The sequence below is a fragment of the Streptomyces sp. NPDC030245 genome (assembly GCF_055572995.1).
The window spans coordinates 194,577-212,528 of record NZ_JBVICF010000011.1; the positions used below are offsets into that span (position 1 = coordinate 194,577).

Sequence of the window (17,952 nt, forward strand, 5' to 3'; positions counted from 1 at the left end):
TCCCGAACTGGGACTCCGCCCCAGACCCCGCTCCTCAATCGCCGGAGGGGCTGAACCCGGACCCGCGCCCCGGCCCCGTCAGGGGCGCGGGGAACTGCGCGAACAACCCCCACTCAGCCGCGGACGGCACACCCGGGACAGCCCCGAGCTCCTAGCCGATGCGGTCGAGCACGATCGAGTTCGGGGAGAATGCCGTGCCCGCCGGAGCGATGTCGTACGACCCCTCGACCGACTCCAGCGCGTACGCGAACCGCTCCGGCGTGTCGGTGTGCAGGGTCATCAGGGGGGCGCCCGCCTCGACGGAGTCCCCCGGCTTCGCGTGGAGTTCAACGCCGGCCCCCGCCTGGACCACATCCTCCTTGCGGGCACGCCCCGCCCCGAGGCGCCAGGCCGCGACGCCCACGTCGTACGCGTCGAGACGGGTCAGGACCCCGGACGAGGGAGCCGTCACCACATGCCGCTCCCGTGCCACCGGCAGCTCCGCGTCCGGGTCGCCGCCCTGCGCCGCGATCATGCGACGCCACACGTCCATCGCGGAGCCGTCCGCGAGGGCCTTCGCGGGGTCGGCGTCCTTGAGGCCCGCCGCGTCGAGCATCTCGCGGGCGAGGGCGAGGGTGAGCTCTACGACGTCCGCCGGGCCGCCGCCCGCGAGGACCTCCACCGACTCACGGACCTCAAGGGCGTTGCCCGCCGTCAGGCCGAGCGGCGTCGACATGTCGGTGAGCAGGGCCACCGTGCGGACCCCGCTGTCGGTGCCCAACTCGACCATGGTCGAGGCGAGTTCCTTCGCGTCGTCGAGGTTCTTCATGAAGGCGCCGGTGCCGACCTTCACGTCGAGGACCAGGGAACCCGTGCCCTCGGCGATCTTCTTCGACATGATCGAGGAGGCGATCAGCGGGATCGCCTCGACCGTGCCGGTCACGTCGCGCAGGGCGTAGAGCTTCTTGTCGGCGGGGGCGAGGCCGTCGCCCGCCGCGCAGATGACCGAGCCGACGCCGTCGAGGACGCTCAGCATCTCCTCGTTGGAGAGCAGCGCGCGCCAGCCGGGGATGGCCTCCAGCTTGTCGAGGGTGCCGCCGGTGTGGCCGAGGCCGCGGCCCGACAGCTGCGGGACGGCGGCGCCGCACGCGGCGACCAGCGGGGCGAGCGGCAGCGTGATCTTGTCGCCGACGCCGCCGGTGGAGTGCTTGTCGGCGGTCGGGCGGGAGAGCGAGGAGAAGTCCATGCGCTCGCCGGACGCGATCATCGCGGCGGTCCAGCGGGCGATCTCCTTGCGGTTCATGCCGTTGAGCAGGATCGCCATCGCGAGGGACGACATCTGCTCGTCGGCGACCGCGCCGCGGGTGTAGGCGTCGATCACCCAGTCGATCTGTTCGTCGCTGAGCTCGCCCCGGTCGCGCTTGGTGCGGATGACGGAGATGACGTCCATGGCATGTCCTTCCAGCAGTTACGGCGTCGTACCGGCCAGACTCTACGCGCATAGAGCCCGACCGCGAAGAAGGCCCCCGTCAACAGACGGGGGCCCGGCTTCAGTTGAGGTGCTGCGGTCCGAACGCGTCGGGGAGCATGTCGCCGAGCGTCCGTACGCCCGACGGCGTCTCCATCACGAGTTCGGCGCCCCCGAACTCGTACAGCAGCTGGCGGCAGCGGCCGCACGGCATCAGGATCTCGCCCTTGCCGTCCACGCAGGTGAAGTGCGTGAGGCGGCCGCCGCCGGTCAGCTGGAGCTGCGAGACCAGGCCGCACTCGGCGCACAGGCCGAGGCCGTACGAGGCGTTCTCCACGTTGCAGCCGGAGACCGTCCGGCCGTCGTCGACGAGGGCCGCGGCGCCGACCGGGAAGCCCGAGTAGGGCGCGTACGCACGGGACATCGCCTCGCGCGCGGCCTCCCGCAGGGCGTCCCAGTCGGTGTCGGCAGCAGTCGTCACTTGCCTTGTCCCTTTCGGTACGGCATTCCGTCCGCCTTCGGCATCCGGAGCCGCTGGGCGGAGAGCGAGAGGACCAGCAGGGTCACCACGTACGGAGTGGCGGTGACGACCTGGTTGGGCACCTCGTCGGTCAAGCCGTACCACAGGAACATCAGCGCGGAGACGGCCGCGGTGATCACCGCGGGCACGTACCGCTTGCGCCAGGCGAGGTAGACCGCGCCGATGACCAGCAGGATCGCGATGAGCAGGAGCAGCGCGTGGACGTTGGTGCCGCCGCCCCGGAGCTTCAGGCTGTCGGTGTAACCGAAGAGTCCTGCGCCGAGCGCGAGACCGCCGGGCATCCAGTTGCCGAAGATCATGGCGGCGAGGCCGATGTAGCCGCGGCCGCCGGTCTGGCCCTCCAGGTAGATGTTGGAGGCGACGAGGGAGAGGAAGGCGCCGCCGAGGCCGGCGAGGCCGCCGGAGATGACCACGGCCAGGTACTTGTACTTGTAGACGTTGACGCCGAGCGACTCGGCGGCGATCGGGTTCTCGCCGCAGGAGCGCAGGCGCAGGCCGAACGAGGTGCGCCACAGGATCCACCAGCTCAGCGGGACCATGGCGACCGCGACGACGGTGAGCGGCGACAGATCGGTGATCAGGCCGCCGAACAGGCCGGCGAGGTCGGAGACGAGGAACCAGTGCTTGCCGTTGAGGTCGGCGAGCCAGTCGGAGAGGCCCGGCACGGAGAAGTTGCCGAGCGATTCGACGGGCGGCGACTGCTTCGACGTACCGCCCTCCTCGCCCTCGAAGGCGAAGGTCGCGAGATAGCGGGTGGCGCCGAGGGCCAGGATGTTGAGGGCCACACCGGAGACGATGTGGTTGACGTTGAAGGTGATCGTGACGATCGCGTGCAGCAGTCCGCCGAGCGCGCCGCCGAGGATGCCGAAGAGGACGCCCACCCAGGGGCCCCACTGGAAGCCGGCCCAGGCGCCGAACCAGGTGCCGAGGATCAGCATGCCTTCGAGGCCGATGTTGACGACGCCCGCGCGCTCGGCCCAGAGGCCGCCGAGGCCCGCGAGGCCGATCGGCACGGCGAGCTTGAGCGCCGTGGACATCTGGCCGGTGGACGTGATGCCGTCGGCGCCGGTGACCATGCGGACCACGGAGGTCAGCACCAGGACACCCGCGATGATCAGCAGGAGGACGGGGAGCGAGATGCGGCGGCGGCCCGGCGCGGGCTGCGTGGCCGAGGGCTTGGCGACGGTTGCCGAGCTCATCGGGCAGCCACCTCCTTCACGGAGTCGTTGTTGCCGTTGTTGCCGTTCGCCCGGGCGGCGGCGGCCAGTTCCTCACCGACGCGGCGCTGCTGGCGACGGAGGCCCCAGCGGCGCACCTCCTCGTAGGAGACGACGACCGCGATCACGATGAGGCCCTGCATGATCACCGCGATCTCCTTGTCGTACGCCTCGGGCTGGGCGTAGTCGAGGGCGGGCGAGGCCTTGTCGAGGAAGGCCCAGAGCAGCGCCGCGAAGGCGATGCCGACCGGGTTGTTGCGGCCGAGGAGCGCGATGCCGATGGCGGTGAAGCCGAGGCCCGCGGGGAAGGAGAGGCTGTACGTGTGGGTGTCGCCGAGCAGGATCGGCAGGCCCGCGAGGCCGGAGACCGCGCCGGAGATCAGCATCGCGCTGAGCACCATGCGCTTGGCGTTGACGCCGGAGGCCGCGGCGGCCGACTCGGAGGCGCCGGTGGCGCGCAGGTCGAAGCCGAACCGGGTGCGGTTGAGGACCAGCCAGTACAGGACGCCGGCGAGGACCGCGATGACCACGAAGCCGTAGATCTCGCCGCCCGCCACCTTGATGCCGGGGAACCAGCCGGACTTCTCCATCACGCCGGTGGTCTGGTTGTTGCCGACCGGGACGCCGAAGTTCTCGGTGAGGGTGAGGTAGGCGATGACGCTCGTCGCGATGGCGTTGAGCATGATCGTGGCGACCACCTCGCTGACACCGCGGGTCGTCTTGAGGACGCCCGCGATGCCGGCCCAGAAGGCGCCGGTGAGCATGGCGACCAGCATGAGCACGGGGATCTGGAGGAACGACGGCAGGGCGAGGTGCGTGCCGACGACGGCGGTGATCATCGCGGCGAGCCGGTACTGGCCGTCCACACCGATGTTGAACAGGTTCATGCGGAAGCCGATGGCCACCGCGAGCGCCGCCAGGTAGTACATCCCTGCCTGGTTGAGGATCAGCACCTGCACGTCGGAGAAGGTGGCCTGCTCCAGCATCAGGCTGTACGGCTCGATCGGGCTCTTGCCCGACGCGACCAGCACGACCGAGGTCAGCGCCACGGCCGCGATCAGCGCGATGACCGGTCCGGCCACCGCGAGGAGCACACGCTCCTTGTCGAACTTCTTCATCGGGCCTCGTCCTCCGGGGCGTCTTCTTCCACGTGCTCCAAGTGACCCGAGGCGGCACCGGTCATCGCCGAGCCGAGCTCCTCCGGCGTGATGGTGGACGGGTCGGCGTCCGCCACGAGCCGTCCGCGGTAGATGACGCGGAGCGTGTCGGAGAGACCGATCAGCTCGTCCAGGTCGGCGGAGATCAGCAGCACGGCCAGGCCCTCGCGGCGGGCCTCGCGGATCTGGTCCCAGATCTGCGCCTGCGCGCCGACGTCCACACCGCGGGTGGGGTGGGCGGCGATCAGGAAGCGCGGGTTGTGGCTCATCTCGCGGCCGACGATCAGCTTCTGCTGGTTGCCGCCGGAGAGGGAGGCCGCCGTCACGTCGATGCCGGGCGTACGGACGTCGTACTCCTCGACGATGCGGCGGGTGTCGGCCTGCGCGCCCTTGGGGTCGAGCCAGAAGCCGCGGGCGTTGGGCTTCTCGGTGACGTGGCCGAGGATGCGGTTCTCCCACAGCGGGGACTCCAGGAGGAGCCCGTGGCGGTGGCGGTCCTCGGGGATGTACCCGATGCCGTCCTCGCGCCGCTTGCGGGTGGGCACGGCGGTGATGTCCTCGCCGGCCATCCGGATCACGCCGGAGTCGGCGTGCTTGAGGCCGATGAGCGCGTCGATCAGCTCGGTCTGCCCGTTGCCCTCGACGCCCGCGATGCCGAGGACCTCGCCCTCGTGGATGGTGAAGGAGATGTCGTCGAGCAGCGCGCGGCCCGATCCGCCGTCGGCGAGCAGCTTGAGGCCCTCCACCTGGATCATCGGGCGGTCGGTGACCGTCGACTCCGCCGTCTCGGGGGTGGGCAGTTCGCTGCCGACCATCAGCTCGGCGAGCTGGCGCGGCGTCGTCTCGGCCGGGATCGCCGTGCCGACCGTCGTGCCGCGCCGGATGACGGTGATGTCGTCCGCGACGGAGAGGACCTCACCGAGCTTGTGCGAGATGAAGATGACGGACAGGCCCTCGGCCTTGAGCTCGCGCAGGTTGTCGAAGAGCGCGTCGACCTCCTGCGGCACGAGCACGGCCGTCGGCTCGTCGAGGATCAGCGTGGTCGCGCCGCGGTAGAGGACCTTGAGGATCTCCACGCGCTGCCGGTCGGCGACGCCGAGGTCCTCCACGTACGCGTCGGGGCGCACGCCGAGGCCGTAGCGGTCGGAGAGGTCGAGGATGGTGCGGCGGGCGGCGCCGCCGATGCCGTGCAGCTTCTCGCTGCCGAGAACGATGTTCTCAAGGACGGTCAGCTGGTCGGCGAGCATGAAGTGCTGGTGCACCATGCCGATGCCACGGGCGATGGCGTCGGCGGGGCTGCCGAAGGCGACCTGCTCGCCGTCGACGGTGATGGTGCCCTCGTCCGGCTTCTGCATGCCGTAGAGGATCTTCATCAGGGTCGACTTGCCCGCGCCGTTCTCACCGACGAGGGCGTGCACGGTGCCCTTGCGGACGGTCAGATGGATGTCGTGGTTGGCGACGACTCCGGGGAAGCGCTTGGTGATGCCGGCGAGTTCGACGGCGATGGGCGGAGGGTTGGTGGACGCGTCGATGGCGCACTCTCCTCGAGGGCCGGAAGGCCTGAAGGGCCTGAAGGAAAGGGGCCGCCTACGCGCGCAGTGCCCCTGCTACTGACTGCTACTCAGTTTGGGAAGTGGTCCGCGCGAACGGGGCGCGGGGGAAACATCGTCCCCCACACCCCGTCGCACGAGAATCACGCTGCCGTCACGGCAGTCGATGCGGCAACCGCGCCGTCACGGCGTGGTCTTGACCTTGATCTTGCCGCCCTTGATGCCCTCTTCGGCCTTCTTCAGGGCCGCCTGGACGTCCTTCATCTTCATGAACTCGGGGTTCGAGTCGGCGAGCGCGACACCGCCCGACTTGAGGTCGGCGCGGACGACGCCGCCCTTGGCGGTGCCGTCCTCGACGGCCTTCGCCAGGTTGTACACCGAGCCCGCGACGTCCTTGGTCGCCGAGGTCAGGATGTACTTCTTGTACTTGGCGAGAGCGTCCTGCTTGTACTGGTCGGAGTCGACGCCGATCGCCCAGACCTTCTTGGCGGCCGCGGCCTCGATGACGCCCTGACCGGAGAGGCCCGCGGCGTGGTAGACCACGTCGGCGCCCTTCTCGATCTGGCCCTGCGCGGCGGTCTTGCCCTTGTCGGGGCTGGAGAAGCCGCCGTCCTCGGCCTTCTCGGTCAGGTACTGCTTGACGACCTTGACCTTGGGGTTGGTGTCCTTGACGCCCTGCGCGAAGCCCGCCTCGAACTTGTGGATGAGGGGGACGTCCACGCCGCCGACGAAGCCGACGGTCTTGGACTTGGTGGCCTTGGCGGCGACGACGCCCGCGAGGTAGGACGCCTCCTGCTCGCTGAAGACCAGGTCGGAGACGTTGTCGGCCTTGACCGTCTCGTCGTCGACGATGCCGAAGGTGGTCTTCGGGAACTTCTCCGAGACCTCCTTGATGGCGGGCGCGTACGCGTAGCCGACGCCGATGACCGGGTTGTAGCCCTGCTTGGCGAGCTGCGTCAGGCGCTGCGTCTTGTCGGCGTCGGACTCGCCGTCGACCGGCTCGACGGCCTTCTCGCCGGTGTTGAACTCCTTGGCGGCCTTCTTCATGCCGACGGTCGCGGCGTCGTTGAAGGACTGGTCGCCGGCGCCGCCGACGTCGTAGGCGATGGCGACGCCCTTGTTCTTGTCGTCCTTGCTCGCGGCGGCGTCGCTGGACGTGCCACCACAGGCGGAGACGGTTACGGCAAGAGCGGCGGTCGCGGCGCCCGCGACAGCTATTCGAGACACCCGGCGCATAGAGACGAACTCCTTAGTACAAGCAAGCACAAGCACGTTCGAGCGCCTCACCCGGCGCTGATTTCGCCGCAGCGTAACGCGCGTAGACCCGCCATAAGAACCCTTCTGTCCGGTCCGTTATCGACCTGTGGCCACCGGGTGTCGGGGGGCCGAACGACGGGTGGGCGCCCCCCAGATGGGGAGCGCCCAGTCGCCACACGCAGTACTACGTAAAACGTCCCGGACCGTGCGCTACGGAACGATCTTCACATCGACCTTGCCGCTGACGATGTCCTTCTCCGCTTTCTCCACGGCGGCGACGACATCCTTCATCTCGCGGTACTTCGGGTTCGAGTCGGAGAAGCCGACGCGGCCCGACTTGAGGTCGTACCGCTGTTCGCCCTTCATCGGCTTGCCCTCGACGACCGACTTCGTCAGGTCGTAGACCGCGCCGCCGACGTCCTTGATCGCCGAGCCGAGGATGTACTCCTTGTACTTGGCGAGGGCCTTCTGCTCGTACTGGTCGGAGTCGACGCCGATGGCCCACTTCTTCTGCGAGCCGGCCTCCTGGATGACGCCCTGGCCCGAGAGGCCCGCCGCGTGGTAGATCACGTCCGCGCCGGCCTCGATCTGACCGCTCGCGGCGTTCTGCCCGCGGTCCGGGCTGGAGAATCCGCCCTCCTCCGGCTTCTCGGTCAGATACCGCTTCTCGATTTTGATCTTGGGGTCGACGGATTTCACGCCCTGCACGAATCCGGCCTCGAATTTGTGGATGAGCGGAATGTCCACGCCTCCCACGAATCCGACGTGTTTGGCCTTGCTCGCCTTGGCGGCGGCGACGCCCGCCAGATAGGAGCCCTGTTCCTCGTGGAAGACCAGGTCGGCGACGTTGTCCGCTTTCACGGTGTTGTCGTCGATGATCCCGAAAGTGGTCTCGGGGAACTTCTTGGCCGCCGCCTCCACCGCGGGCGCGTAGACGAAGCCGACGCCGATGACCGGGTCGTAACCCTGCCGGGCGAGCTGTTCGAGGCGCTGGACCTTGTCGGCGCTGGACTCGCCGTCGCCCGGCTCCATGTCCACGCCGCCGATCTTGAACTCCTTGCGGGCCTTCGCGTAGCCCGCGTAGGCGGCGTCGTTGAAGGACTGGTCGCCCTGCCCGCCGATGTCGTACGCGAGTCCGATGCCCTTGCCCTCGTACGAGGTTCCCGCGGAGGCCTTGTCCTTGCGGTTGTCGTCCCGTGAGGCCTCGCTGCTCGTCTCGCCGCAGCCGGCCGCGGCGAGGGCGAGGACCGCGCAGGCGGCGGTGATGTGGGTGGCGCGAGATTTACGGGACCGGGACTGCCGGATTTTCGAAGAGAGACGACGCACAGGAAGCACCCCTTGATCGCCAACGCGCCGCGTATGGCGCTGATTTCGGCGCACATTAACGCGCGTAGAAAGGGAGGGGAACGGGTTTCCGCGATGCCGTTACCCCTTCGTGCTTTTCGCGCCGCTCCCCGTCTCGCTAGCCCATCGCGTCCAAGAGGGCGGCGGCGGTGAAGAGTTCGACGCCTGCCGTGATCGCCGACTCGTCCACGTCGAAGTCGCCCTGGTGGAGGTCGCGGACGGTGTGCTCCCCCGGGGCGCGCACGCCGAGGCGGGCCATGGCGCCGGGCACGTGCTCCAGGTACCAGGAGAAGTCCTCGCCGCCGAGGCTCTGTTCGGTGTCCTCGACGGAGTGCGGGCCGCGCCGCTCGGACATCGCGTCGCGCAGCAGGTCGGCGACCGCGCCGTCGTTGACGACGGGGGGCACGCCGCGGATGTAGTTGATCCCGGACTTGGCGCGGTACATGTCGGCGACCTCCTGCACGGCGCTGTGCAGCAGGTCGGGCGCGTCCCGCCAGGCCCTGAGGTCGAGGCAGCGCACGGTGCCGGAGAGCTCGGCGTGCTGCGGAATGACGTTCGGCGCGTGGCCCGCCTCGATGCGGCCCCAGGTCACCGAGAGGCCGGAGCGGGCGTCGACGCGGCGGGCGACCAGGGCGGGCACCTCGGTGGCGACCTTGGCGGCGGCGGTGACGAGGTCCGTGGTGAGGTGCGGCCGCGCGGTGTGGCCGCCGGGGCCGTCGAGCGAGACCTCCAGGCGGTCGCAGGCCGAGGTGATGGGGCCGTGCCGCAGCCCGATGCGGCCCGCGTCGACCCGCGGGTCGCAGTGCACGGCGATGATCTTGCCGACGCCGTCGAGGGCGCCCGCCGCGATGACCTCGGTGGCGCCGCCCGGCAGGACCTCCTCGGCGGGCTGGAAGATCAGCCGCACCGGAAAGGGCAGCTGCCCCTTGCCCGCCAGCTCGGCGAGGACGAGCCCGGCGCCGAGGACGACGGTGGTGTGCACGTCGTGTCCGCAGGCGTGGGCGCGGTCGGGCACGGTGGAGCGGTACGCCACGCCGGCCTTGGAGTCCGGGATGGGCAGCGCGTCGATGTCGGCGCGCAGGGCGAGCATGGGCCGTGCGCCCCGCACGCCCCGCTCACCGCCCGCGGCCGGTCCGCCCGGCGCCCCGGGGTGCGCGCCGATGTCACAGATGAGCCCCGTGCCGCTGGGAAGCACACGGGGCTCCAGGCCCGCCTCCTCCAGGCGGGCCTTGATGGCCGCGGTGGTACGGAACTCCTGGTTGCCGAGCTCGGGGTGCATGTGCAGGTCGCGACGGAAGGCGACGAGTTCGACACGCAGCGCTTCGGGCAGCGTGCCGGGGAGTGTTTCCGCAGGTGCGGACTCCGTTGTGGACACGCCGTCGGACACCTCTTCGGACGCACGGGACATCAGTTGGTTCACCCTCTGAAGGGTAAGGCGATGCAACGGCCAACTAACCCACGATCAACAAAAGTTCAGCCCGATAGGGGAAGAATTACTGGCCTCGTGGCGCATGGCCGCCGATCGGCATGGGTAGGCTTTCAGGCCGCCTCGGAGGATGCGTAAGCCGCCCGGCGCCTGGTAGGGGGCGCGGGCGACCGCCGTCGGCACGGGCGGCCTCGCGATCAGCGCTATACAGCAGAACACGAGTAGCGTGGTTTGCGCTGTTCCGCCCGTCACATCCGTTTCGCCCGTGTCCCCGTAGTGGCCGACGTCACTCTTAGGGGCGGGGCCGGTGCCACCCCCAGGGGCCGATGTCCGTCACCCCCAGGGGTCGGAGAACGACCGTCCCGGCACGGGCTTGGCCACCAGCGCCACGGCGATGAAGAAGTTGACCTGCCCGATCGCGAACATCAGGGTGGCGAGCGCCTCGGCGTCGTAGTACGCGGCCACCTCGGCGTACAACCGGTCGGAGACCCTCTCGCCCTGGGCGGCCGGCTGGAGCACGGCCTCCACGAGCGCCAGCGCGGCCCGCTCGGCCCCGGTGAAGTACGGCGAGTCCTGCCACGACGCGACCGACGTGATCCTCTCCTCCGACGCCCCGCCCTTGCGCAGGAAGCCCGTGTGCAGCACGGTCAGATAGGTACTGCCGACGATCTGCCCGGCCCGCAGCTGCACCAGGCCGATCGTCGAACGCGGCACCGAGCCGTTGCCGGTCACCCTGAACAGCGCCGCCGAGACGTCCGCCAGCCCGGGGACGAGCTTCGCGGGGTCCTCGGCCATCCGCGGCACCATCGGGACCTCTGCCGTGATCGAACGCGTTTCCATGGCTGTCTCCTCGTGTCGTGTCGCCTGCTTTCGGTTCAGTGACGGAGCTCGTCGGGGAGATGTGACCGGATGCGCGCTAGGAAGCGGAGATTTCTCGCGCGGTGCGTGCGAACGCCGCCACGGTGCCCGTCTCGCGGTCCCTGCGCCAGACCAGCGCGTAGCCCGTCGGCTCCGCGTCCGTGAGGGGGACGTAGGTGATGCGGGGGCGGGCGAAGTACGTGGCGGTGTGGGCGGGTGCCAGGAGGGCGCCCTTGCCCGCCGCCACCAGCGTCAGGGCCTCCTGCATGTTCGTCACCCCGGGGCCGCGGCCGATCGGGCGGCCGCTGGGGGTGGTGGCGGGGACGTGGTGGTCGAGCCGGTAGTCGGGGACCTCGCCGTCGATGGTGAGGAGGGTGACGTCGGCCAGGTCCTCCAGGGACGCGGCGGGCCGGGCGGCCAGGGGGTGGCTCGCGGGCAGGGCCAGGACCCGGTCCTCCGCGAGCAGCACGGTCCCTCCGCCCAGATCCTCCTCCCGTACCGGGAGCTCTGTCAGCTGCACGTCGAACTCGCCCTTGCGCAGCTGCCCGTACGGATCGCCGAGGGGCACCTCGCACACCTCCACGGCCAGGCCGGGGTGGCTGGCGCGCAGGGCCTCCGTCGTCCTCATCACGATCTCGCCGGTGAGGGGGTTGTCGAAGCCGACGTGCAGCACGGAGTCGATGCCGCGGGCTGTCGCCACGGCCCTGGCGAGGGCGTCCTCGATGGCGCGGTGGTGCGGTTCGAGGTCGGCGCGCAGTTGGCGGCCGAGCGAGGTGAGGGCCACGCGGCGGCTGGTGCGGGTGAACAGCGGCGCCCCGACGCGGCGTTCGAGGCGCTGTACGAGCTGGCTCACCCGGGCCCTGGAGAGCCGCATGCGCTCGGCGGTGCGGCCGAAGTGCAGTTCCTCGGCGAGGAGCAGGAAGCACTCCAGTTCGTCGCGTTCCATCGCCGTACCCCCAGGTCGGTCCGCATCGGTCAGCCTGGCTGAACGAACGTTGCGATGTTCGCCGTTGTTCCGCGCCCGCGCCCGGCCGAGGGTGGCGGCATGAGCCAGAACCTCGCGCCGCACGCGCACCAGTCCCCCGACAGACCCCTCACCGGCCGCGAGTGGGGCGTCCTCCTCGTCCTCTGCGGCGCGATCTTCCTGGAGGGCATCGACGTCGCGATGCTCAACGTCGCGCTCCCCGCCATCCGCGCCGACCTCGGCCTGTCCACCGGGTCGCTACAGTGGGTCATGAGCGCGTACGTCCTCGGGTACGGCGGGTTCATGCTGCTCGGCGGGCGGGCCGCCGACCTCTTCGGGCGCCGCCGGATGTTCGTCCTGTGGCTCACCGTCTTCCTGCTCTTCTCCGGGCTCGGCGGCCTCGCCACCGAGGGCTGGATGCTGATCGTCGCCCGCTTCGTCACGGGGATCGCCGCGGCGTTCATGACCCCGGCGGGCCTCTCCGTCATCACCACCGGGTTCGAGGAGGGCCCCCGGCGCAACAAGGCGCTGCTCGTCTACTCCGGCACGGCGGCCGGGGGCTTCTCCATCGGCCTGGTCGTCGGCGGGCTGCTCACCCAGTTCGGCTGGCGGTGGGTGTTCTTCGCGCCCGTCGTGCTGTCCGCCGTGATCCTGCTCGCGGCGCTCGCGCTGGTGCCCCGCTCGCCGCGGCCGGACCGCGCCGGGCAGAGCGTCGACCTGGCGGGCGGGCTCACGATCACCGCCGCCATCGTGCTGCTGGTCCTCGGCGTGGAGCGCGCCACGCACACCGCCTTCGGGTGGACGGCGCTCACGGTCGGCGCCGGGCTCGCCCTGCTGGCCGCGTTCGTCGCCGTCGAGCGCCGCGCGCCGGCCCCGCTGGTCCGCCTCGGCATCCTGCGGAGCGGCCCGCTGGTCCGCGCCAACCTCTCCGGGCTGCTCTTCGCCGCGGGCTTCTTCGGCTTCCAGTTCCTGGTCGTCCTCTACCTCCAGGAGCTGCGGGACTGGTCGACGCTCCAGACGAGCTTCGCGATGATCGTCATCGGGGTCGACGCGATCCTCTCCCCCGTCCTCACGCCCCGGCTCGTGCGCCGCTTCGGCAACGCCCGGGTGATCTTCGGTGGTCTGCTGCTCGCCGCGCTGGCGTACGCCCTGTTCCTGCCGGTCGGCGCCGACTGGACGTACGCGATGATGTTCCCGAGCTTCATCGTCGTCGGTATCGCGTTCTCGCTCGCGTACGGCCCGCTGACGATCGTCGCCACGGAAGGCGTGGCGGAGGAGGAGCAGGGCCTGGCGGGCGCGCTGCTCTACACGTCCTTCCAGTTCGGCGCGGCGGTGGGCCTGTCGACGGTGACGGCGGCCAACGTCGCGGCGACGACGTCCGGTTCACCGGCGGCACTTCTCGACGGCTACCGCGCGGCCCTGTGGGTCCCGCTCGCCGCCGCCCTGCTCGCCGCGCTGATCAGCGCGTTCGGGCTGCGGACGGTGCGGGGGGCGCCGGTGGTGGCATCGGGTGGCCCCGCCGGGGACCGCACGCCTGCCGACGCCTCCGCGGCACACTGAACCACCCCTCCTCACACCTGTTCCGGAGCCCGCAGCTCGAACCACAGCAGCTTGCCGCCCCTCCCGAAGAGGTCGTCGCCGAGCGGATGGCCGCCCCACGCCTGGGCCCACTGCGCCACGAGGCCGAGCCCGCGCCCGCCGTCCGCCTCGTGCGGCACGGCGCGCAGCGGCCCGCTCCGGCAAGGCGGCTTGTCGAAGGGGGCGGGGATGTGCGGGTTGCTGTCCCACACGCTGACCCGCAGCCCGTACGGGTCGTCGGTGCCGTGCAGCCGGAGGGCGGCGGGCCCTTCGGAGTGCCGGTAGGCGTTGGTGACCAGCTCGGACGTCAACAGCTCGGTGACGTCGACCAGTTCGCTCATGTCGTACCGGATCAAGCGCCAGGCCGTGCTGCACGGGGACGCTCCGCTCCCGTACACCGCCCTGATCCACGAAGCCGCGCTCCACATGCGGGTCGGAGGCCCCACCGTCGCGACCGAGCAGCTCAACCACTTGGCGTCGATGAGTGAGCGGGACAACGTCTCCGTGCGCGTCATCCCGTTCGGCAGGGGCGCGTTTCCCGGCTCGGGGCAAGGCATCGACTACGCCTACGGGCCCGTCGCCCAACTCGACACGGTGCAACTGGATACCGAGCACGGCAGCGAATTCCTGGACGCCACCGCCCAGCTGGAGCGCTACACCACCGTCCTCGACCACCTGGAAAAGCTCGCTCTCCCCTCCGAAGAATCACGTGACCTGATCCGCCGCACAGCCGCATCCCAAGAGTGAAGGACGCCGAAACCCATGCCCGACCTCACCTGGCAGAAGTCCACATACAGCTCGGAGGCCTCCTCCTGCGTCTACGTAGCCGCTGCCCCCGACGGGACGATCCGCCTCCGCGAGAGCGACGACCCCGAGGTCGTACTCAGAGTGACCCGCACCCAACTCTGCACCCTCATAAACGCCGTCAGGCACACACGACGCCACTCCGTGGATGTGTGATGGGGTCCCCCGGCGGCGACTGAGAGTGGTTGTCCATTCGGAACCACTCCGGGAGCAACGATGCCCGAAGAGATGCGCGGCGGAAGCCAGCCGGCATCATCCACCGTCGTGCGCGAGCTGTCCCCCGACGCGCGCGATCAGCTGCTTCGTGCCACGGAGCAGGCAGGCATACACCGTGGGCGTATGGCCAGGAAGGCCGGCCCCGAGCTTGCCGATGACATGTGGGGGAACGTCCTTCGGGGTCTGCACTCGCGGCTCGTCAACCGTGGGCCCGTTGAGGACCTCGACAAGTACCTCAACCGCTGTGTCACCAATCAGCTGAGCAAGCTGCGCACCACGGTGGAGATCCTGGTCGGAGACGAGACCTTGGACGTACTGCGTGCACGTCAGGGCGAACATCCGACGGGTGATGTCGTGCGGCTCAACCTCGAGTTGATCGAAACAGTGCGGGGCATACGCGCACTCGATCTCCTCACGCCGCGCCAGATGGCCGTCTTCGTGCTCGGGCAGATCCTGGGCGAGGACAACCAGATGATCGCGGAGTGGCTCGGCCCGCCGACCACCGCCCGGGCCGTCGCCACGCTCAAGTGGCGGGCCAACCGGGAGGTCAATAAGGCCTGGCGCGACGGGAGGCTCGCGCACCTGGGATTCGACCCGCCGAGGTAGAAACTGCTCCGTGACGAGGGATTGGAACGCCCCGCTGCCACACGGTACGGCGACCCCGGCCCGTGCGGTGGCGGGGTGAGCTGGGAGCTCGCCCGCCGCCAGAAGGGTAGTTACTGATAGGCCTCGTCGGAGGGGTGACGGGGCCGCCACGATTTGAACCGGCAGAGCATCGGCTTGCTGGCCGTCTCCTGCCGCGAAGGAGCTCCAGTGCGAAACTGCATCGCTATCGTGATGGCTGTCCTAGCAGCCATCTGGAACGCGGTCGTCTCACGGTTCATGAAGGCCATCACGCCGGATTCCGCCGTGCGCCTGCCTCGCGTCAACCTCGCGCCGGAAACGGGGGAAGCCGTGCGAACTGATCTGCCCGGCCAGGTCGTGAGGTTGTAGGAACGGCCTGAGTGTTCCGGCCGATCGACGTGGGGCCAAGGGGGGCCTCGCGTTGATCGAGCGCCGCTAGAGAAGGGCTCCCGGTGACCGGGGGCCCTTCTCGTGTCTGGAGGTGGGCAACAGGCCCGGGTTGCTGGTGAAACAGTCGCTCCTCTCGGGCCCCGAACGGACCGTGGAGGCCTACATTGAACGGTTTCATCTCTGAGCTCATCGCAGCGGGCGTCCCGATGGAACTCGTCTTCCCTCTGCTGGTGACCCTGGCTCTGGTGCTGCTCATTCGCGCCGGGGCCGCCGCCGTGGCGAAGATCGTCAGGGCGATGCACCCCGGAGAATCCGCGGACGCCGTCGCGATGCAGGCCAACCGCATCCAGCATCGGCAGTGGAAGCTGCAACGGCGTGACGCAAACCGACGCGCCCACGCAGCGCGCCGGGCCCTCGTGCGTGCTGATGTGCGAGCCCGACGCACGAGAAAGCGGACTGGCCGTTACGTGGACGGGCCGGTGACACTGCCCAGGCTCATTCTGTCGGCGGAGGAGCCGGTGCACATGCCCAACGGCGGTGTCGTGCAAGGACTCACAGGGCGATGAGTCCCGCCCCCGTCTCCTGGAACCCGCACGCCTCCAGGTAGAAGCCGCGGTGCTCGTCGTCGAAGTCGACGTGCAGCCACTCGCAGCGGGCGGCCCGTGCGCCCCGTACGGCGCGGGCGACGAGCCCGGCCCCGATCCCCCGCTTCCGGTGCGGTCCCGCCACGACGGTGTCGAGGACGAAGGCGTGCACGCCGCCGTCCCAGGCGACGTTGACGAACCCGACGAGTACCCCGTCCTCGTCCCGCGCGCAGACCCATCCGAGGCTGTGCCGGTGCAGTTGCTCACGCCACCCGATGTCGAGCACCGCGTGCCCGAATCCCTCGGCGTGGAGGGCGTTGACCTCGTCGTCCTCGAAGGCGTCCCGCCATACGTACGTGATCGACGGGAACGCGCTGTTCGGCATGTCGCCGTCCTTTCTGTCACCTAGCCTCCAGGCATGACGCTGCCGCAGAGGCCCGAGAGCGATGAGACAAGCACATGGACGAGCGGTGCCGCCGGGGTTTTGCGGCTGCCCTCCGGGCGGCTGGTCCGGGGGCGTGGGCTGCGGCATCCGTTGCCGGACGGGGACGTGCCCGAATTCGGGGTCTATCTGCTCGGCAAGGAGCCGCCCGGCGTCCCCTGGGAGGCGCGGTGGCTGCGGTGGCCCGACTTCCGGCTTCCCGCGGACCGGGAGCTCGCGCGGGAGGTGTTGCGTGAGGTGTGGGAGCGGGCCGACCGGGAGCGGGTCGAGGTCGCGTGCGGGGGTGGGCGCGGGCGGACCGGGACGGCGCTGGCGTGCGTCGCCGTCCTCGACGGGGTGCCCGCGGCGCAGGCCGTCGCCTACGTACGCGCGCATTACGACCGGCACGCGGTGGAGACTCCGTGGCAGCGGCGGTACGTACGGAACTTCAGCCGGTAGCGGGCACCCCGTGCCGTACCGACGACAGCCGGTGCACGTCCCGGGCCGTGCCCGTCACTCCGGACAGGAAGCCCTGGGCGCGCGGCGACGCCGTCTCCGTGAGCCAGGCCGGGTCGATGTCGCAGACCGCCACCTTCACCTCTGTGCCCGCTAGGGCCAGGGGGAGGGTGTGGACGACCGTCGAGGGGAAGCTGAGGATGGTGCGGCCGACGGGGCCGCGGCGGGCGATGAGTTCCAGGGGGAGGTCGGGGCGGACCACCTGGAGGCCCGTCTCGACCGCGAGCCGGTGGAGTTTCTCGGAGCTCTCGCGGCGGTGGGCGAAGTAGCGGTTGGCGCCGTGGGTGCGGGAGAGGGCGCGGACCGCTTCCACGTAACGGTCCGGGTCGACCACTCCCGTCTCCACCAGTGACGTGCCGACCAGGTCGGCGCCGCGCGTGATGCGGGGCGGGCCGAAGCGTTCCCTGGTCCAGGAGAAGGTGTTGACGGAGACGGTCACGCCGTCGGGCGCGCTGTCGATCGGCATGGCGGAGAAGACCTCCACCGTGCGGGACGCGCCGGGGGTGAGGCGGCGCCGCGCCGAGGCCGAGACCGGGGCGAAGACCAGGTCGCGGGGGCCCGGGCGGCCGCCCTTGCGGTGCCAGCGCTGGAGGCGTTCGCCGCGGGCCAGCTGGGCGATGAACTCCATCGTGGCCGTGCCGTCGTCGACGACGACCAGGGAGCGGGCCCTGGTGATGGTGAGGAGCAGCTGCACGTAGCGGGAGAACGGGTCGCCGATGACGATCCGGTCGGCCCTGCGCAGGGGGCCCGCGAGGCCCCCGATGGTCTGGAAGGGCGCCGCCGCGCCGCCGCGCGCCTCCTCCCAGCGGACCTCGACGCCCTCCTCGCGGGCGAGCTGCGCCATGCGGCGCAACTGGCCGCGCGTCATGGGGTCGTTCGGGGAGAGGACGACGACGGTGAGGCCCCCGGTCGGGCCGGTCGCGGCCGCGGAGTGCGCCCACTCAAGGACGTTGAGGAGCTGGACCGGGCTCTCCACGAACGCGAGCGTCGTGGCGGCCCCGGCCGTAACCGTGGTGTCGTCGGCTCGGCCGACTCGGGGGCTCATCGTCGTATGTCCG

19 protein-coding genes are annotated in these 17,952 nt (G+C 70.4%); 6 read left to right on the forward strand and 13 right to left on the reverse strand.

Annotated elements, in window-relative coordinates:
- Nucleotides 1–151: 151 nt before the first annotated feature.
- The 10 genes from ACZ4Z4_RS28265 to ACZ4Z4_RS28310 all read right to left on the reverse strand — a co-directional run bounded on the left by ACZ4Z4_RS28265 (nt 152) and on the right by ACZ4Z4_RS28310 (nt 11,743).
- A complete protein-coding gene (locus tag ACZ4Z4_RS28265) occupies nt 152–1,429 on the reverse strand; it encodes a thymidine phosphorylase (RefSeq protein WP_468333193.1) in 1,278 nt (425 codons plus the stop codon).
- Nucleotides 1,430–1,529: 100 nt separating this feature from the next.
- The gene (locus ACZ4Z4_RS28270; RefSeq protein ID WP_468333196.1) at nt 1,530–1,928 is read right to left on the reverse strand and encodes a cytidine deaminase; all 399 of its coding nucleotides are present in this window, start codon (nt 1,926–1,928) and stop codon (nt 1,530–1,532) included.
- On the reverse strand, nt 1,925–3,187 hold the full coding sequence (locus ACZ4Z4_RS28275) for an ABC transporter permease (protein WP_468333200.1): 1,263 nt from the start codon (nt 3,185–3,187) through the stop codon (nt 1,925–1,927). The genes ACZ4Z4_RS28270 and ACZ4Z4_RS28275 overlap by 4 nt, the downstream gene beginning before the upstream one ends.
- The gene (locus tag ACZ4Z4_RS28280; RefSeq protein ID WP_468333203.1) at nt 3,184–4,323 is read right to left on the reverse strand and encodes an ABC transporter permease; all 1,140 of its coding nucleotides are present in this window, start codon (nt 4,321–4,323) and stop codon (nt 3,184–3,186) included. The genes ACZ4Z4_RS28275 and ACZ4Z4_RS28280 overlap by 4 nt, the downstream gene beginning before the upstream one ends.
- Nucleotides 4,320–5,867, reverse strand: coding sequence for an ABC transporter ATP-binding protein (locus tag ACZ4Z4_RS28285; protein ID WP_468333492.1), 1,548 nt, complete (start codon nt 5,865–5,867; stop codon nt 4,320–4,322). Before ACZ4Z4_RS28285 ends, ACZ4Z4_RS28280 begins: the two co-directional genes overlap by 4 nt.
- 228 nt (nt 5,868–6,095) lie before the next feature.
- On the reverse strand, nt 6,096–7,148 hold the full coding sequence (locus tag ACZ4Z4_RS28290; protein WP_468333205.1) for a BMP family lipoprotein: 1,053 nt from the start codon (nt 7,146–7,148) through the stop codon (nt 6,096–6,098).
- A 231-nt stretch (nt 7,149–7,379) separates the two neighbouring features.
- A complete protein-coding gene (locus tag ACZ4Z4_RS28295) occupies nt 7,380–8,474 on the reverse strand; it encodes a BMP family lipoprotein (protein WP_468333495.1) in 1,095 nt (364 codons plus the stop codon).
- A 157-nt stretch (nt 8,475–8,631) separates the two neighbouring features.
- Entirely contained in the window at nt 8,632–9,921 is a 1,290-nt protein-coding gene (locus ACZ4Z4_RS28300; protein WP_468333498.1) for an amidohydrolase, read from the reverse strand.
- Between the two features lie 351 nt (nt 9,922–10,272).
- Nucleotides 10,273–10,779 carry a carboxymuconolactone decarboxylase family protein gene (locus ACZ4Z4_RS28305; RefSeq protein WP_468333208.1) on the reverse strand — a complete coding sequence of 169 codons (507 nt, stop codon included), beginning with the start codon at nt 10,777–10,779 and terminating at the stop codon, nt 10,273–10,275.
- A 76-nt stretch (nt 10,780–10,855) separates the two neighbouring features.
- Nucleotides 10,856–11,743, reverse strand: a complete 888-nt coding sequence (locus ACZ4Z4_RS28310) for a LysR family transcriptional regulator (protein WP_468333210.1) — start codon at nt 11,741–11,743, stop codon at nt 10,856–10,858.
- Between the two features lie 99 nt (nt 11,744–11,842).
- On the opposite strand from ACZ4Z4_RS28310, the gene ACZ4Z4_RS28315 reads away from it, so the two are divergent.
- Nucleotides 11,843–13,321 (forward strand): MFS transporter, encoded by a 1,479-nt coding sequence (locus ACZ4Z4_RS28315; RefSeq protein WP_468333213.1) that lies wholly within the window; start codon nt 11,843–11,845, stop codon nt 13,319–13,321.
- Nucleotides 13,322–13,332: 11 nt separating this feature from the next.
- Here ACZ4Z4_RS28315 and ACZ4Z4_RS28320 read toward each other — a convergent pair whose 3' ends face one another.
- Nucleotides 13,333–13,680: an ATP-binding protein gene (locus ACZ4Z4_RS28320; RefSeq protein WP_468333216.1), complete on the reverse strand. Its 348-nt coding sequence runs from the start codon at nt 13,678–13,680 to the stop codon at nt 13,333–13,335.
- Here ACZ4Z4_RS28320 and ACZ4Z4_RS28325 point away from each other — a divergent pair.
- The 4 genes from ACZ4Z4_RS28325 to ACZ4Z4_RS28340 all read left to right on the forward strand — a co-directional run bounded on the left by ACZ4Z4_RS28325 (nt 13,679) and on the right by ACZ4Z4_RS28340 (nt 15,939).
- Nucleotides 13,679–14,086 (forward strand): DUF5753 domain-containing protein, encoded by a 408-nt coding sequence (locus ACZ4Z4_RS28325; protein WP_468333219.1) that lies wholly within the window; start codon nt 13,679–13,681, stop codon nt 14,084–14,086. The genes ACZ4Z4_RS28320 and ACZ4Z4_RS28325 overlap by 2 nt on opposite strands.
- A 15-nt stretch (nt 14,087–14,101) precedes the next feature.
- Nucleotides 14,102–14,299: a DUF397 domain-containing protein gene (locus tag ACZ4Z4_RS28330; protein ID WP_468333222.1), complete on the forward strand. Its 198-nt coding sequence runs from the start codon at nt 14,102–14,104 to the stop codon at nt 14,297–14,299.
- A gap of 60 nt (nt 14,300–14,359) precedes the next feature.
- Nucleotides 14,360–14,965, forward strand: coding sequence for an RNA polymerase sigma factor (locus ACZ4Z4_RS28335; protein ID WP_468333225.1), 606 nt, complete (start codon nt 14,360–14,362; stop codon nt 14,963–14,965).
- A gap of 572 nt (nt 14,966–15,537) precedes the next feature.
- Nucleotides 15,538–15,939, forward strand: coding sequence for a hypothetical protein (locus ACZ4Z4_RS28340; RefSeq protein ID WP_468333228.1), 402 nt, complete (start codon nt 15,538–15,540; stop codon nt 15,937–15,939).
- Here the strand turns inward: ACZ4Z4_RS28340 and ACZ4Z4_RS28345 are convergent.
- Nucleotides 15,926–16,342, reverse strand: a complete 417-nt coding sequence (locus tag ACZ4Z4_RS28345; RefSeq protein WP_468333231.1) for a GNAT family N-acetyltransferase — start codon at nt 16,340–16,342, stop codon at nt 15,926–15,928. The two genes, ACZ4Z4_RS28340 and ACZ4Z4_RS28345, sit on opposite strands and share 14 nt — an antisense overlap.
- A 33-nt stretch (nt 16,343–16,375) precedes the next feature.
- Between ACZ4Z4_RS28345 and ACZ4Z4_RS28350 the strand changes: the two genes are divergently transcribed.
- Nucleotides 16,376–16,837, forward strand: a complete 462-nt coding sequence (locus ACZ4Z4_RS28350; protein WP_468333234.1) for a protein-tyrosine phosphatase family protein — start codon at nt 16,376–16,378, stop codon at nt 16,835–16,837.
- On the opposite strand, the gene ACZ4Z4_RS28355 is transcribed toward ACZ4Z4_RS28350, so the two are convergent.
- On the reverse strand, nt 16,827–17,939 hold the full coding sequence (locus ACZ4Z4_RS28355) for a hypothetical protein (RefSeq protein WP_468333237.1): 1,113 nt from the start codon (nt 17,937–17,939) through the stop codon (nt 16,827–16,829). The genes ACZ4Z4_RS28350 and ACZ4Z4_RS28355 overlap by 11 nt on opposite strands.
- Nucleotides 17,940–17,952 lie beyond the last annotated feature (13 nt).

Excerpts from the sequence above, each read along its gene's own strand:
- ACZ4Z4_RS28265 (WP_468333193.1), bottom strand. The coding sequence starts at position 1,429 with ATGGACGTCATCTCCGTCATCCGCACCAAGCGCGACCGGGGCGAGCTC.
- ACZ4Z4_RS28275 (WP_468333200.1), bottom strand. The coding sequence starts at position 3,187 with ATGAGCTCGGCAACCGTCGCCAAGCCCTCGGCCACGCAGCCCGCGCCG.
- ACZ4Z4_RS28280 (WP_468333203.1), bottom strand. The coding sequence starts at position 4,323 with ATGAAGAAGTTCGACAAGGAGCGTGTGCTCCTCGCGGTGGCCGGACCG.
- ACZ4Z4_RS28290 (WP_468333205.1), bottom strand. The coding sequence starts at position 7,148 with ATGCGCCGGGTGTCTCGAATAGCTGTCGCGGGCGCCGCGACCGCCGCT.
- ACZ4Z4_RS28300 (WP_468333498.1), bottom strand. The coding sequence starts at position 9,921 with ATGTCCCGTGCGTCCGAAGAGGTGTCCGACGGCGTGTCCACAACGGAG.
- ACZ4Z4_RS28305 (WP_468333208.1), bottom strand. The coding sequence starts at position 10,779 with ATGGAAACGCGTTCGATCACGGCAGAGGTCCCGATGGTGCCGCGGATG.
- ACZ4Z4_RS28310 (WP_468333210.1), bottom strand. The coding sequence starts at position 11,743 with ATGGAACGCGACGAACTGGAGTGCTTCCTGCTCCTCGCCGAGGAACTG.
- ACZ4Z4_RS28315 (WP_468333213.1), top strand. The coding sequence starts at position 11,843 with ATGAGCCAGAACCTCGCGCCGCACGCGCACCAGTCCCCCGACAGACCC.
- ACZ4Z4_RS28325 (WP_468333219.1), top strand. The coding sequence starts at position 13,679 with ATGTCGTACCGGATCAAGCGCCAGGCCGTGCTGCACGGGGACGCTCCG.
- ACZ4Z4_RS28320 (WP_468333216.1), bottom strand. The coding sequence starts at position 13,680 with ATGAGCGAACTGGTCGACGTCACCGAGCTGTTGACGTCCGAGCTGGTC.
- ACZ4Z4_RS28330 (WP_468333222.1), top strand. The coding sequence starts at position 14,102 with ATGCCCGACCTCACCTGGCAGAAGTCCACATACAGCTCGGAGGCCTCC.
- ACZ4Z4_RS28335 (WP_468333225.1), top strand. The coding sequence starts at position 14,360 with ATGCCCGAAGAGATGCGCGGCGGAAGCCAGCCGGCATCATCCACCGTC.
- ACZ4Z4_RS28345 (WP_468333231.1), bottom strand. The coding sequence starts at position 16,342 with ATGCCGAACAGCGCGTTCCCGTCGATCACGTACGTATGGCGGGACGCC.
- ACZ4Z4_RS28350 (WP_468333234.1), top strand. The coding sequence starts at position 16,376 with ATGACGCTGCCGCAGAGGCCCGAGAGCGATGAGACAAGCACATGGACG.
- ACZ4Z4_RS28355 (WP_468333237.1), bottom strand. The coding sequence starts at position 17,939 with ATGAGCCCCCGAGTCGGCCGAGCCGACGACACCACGGTTACGGCCGGG.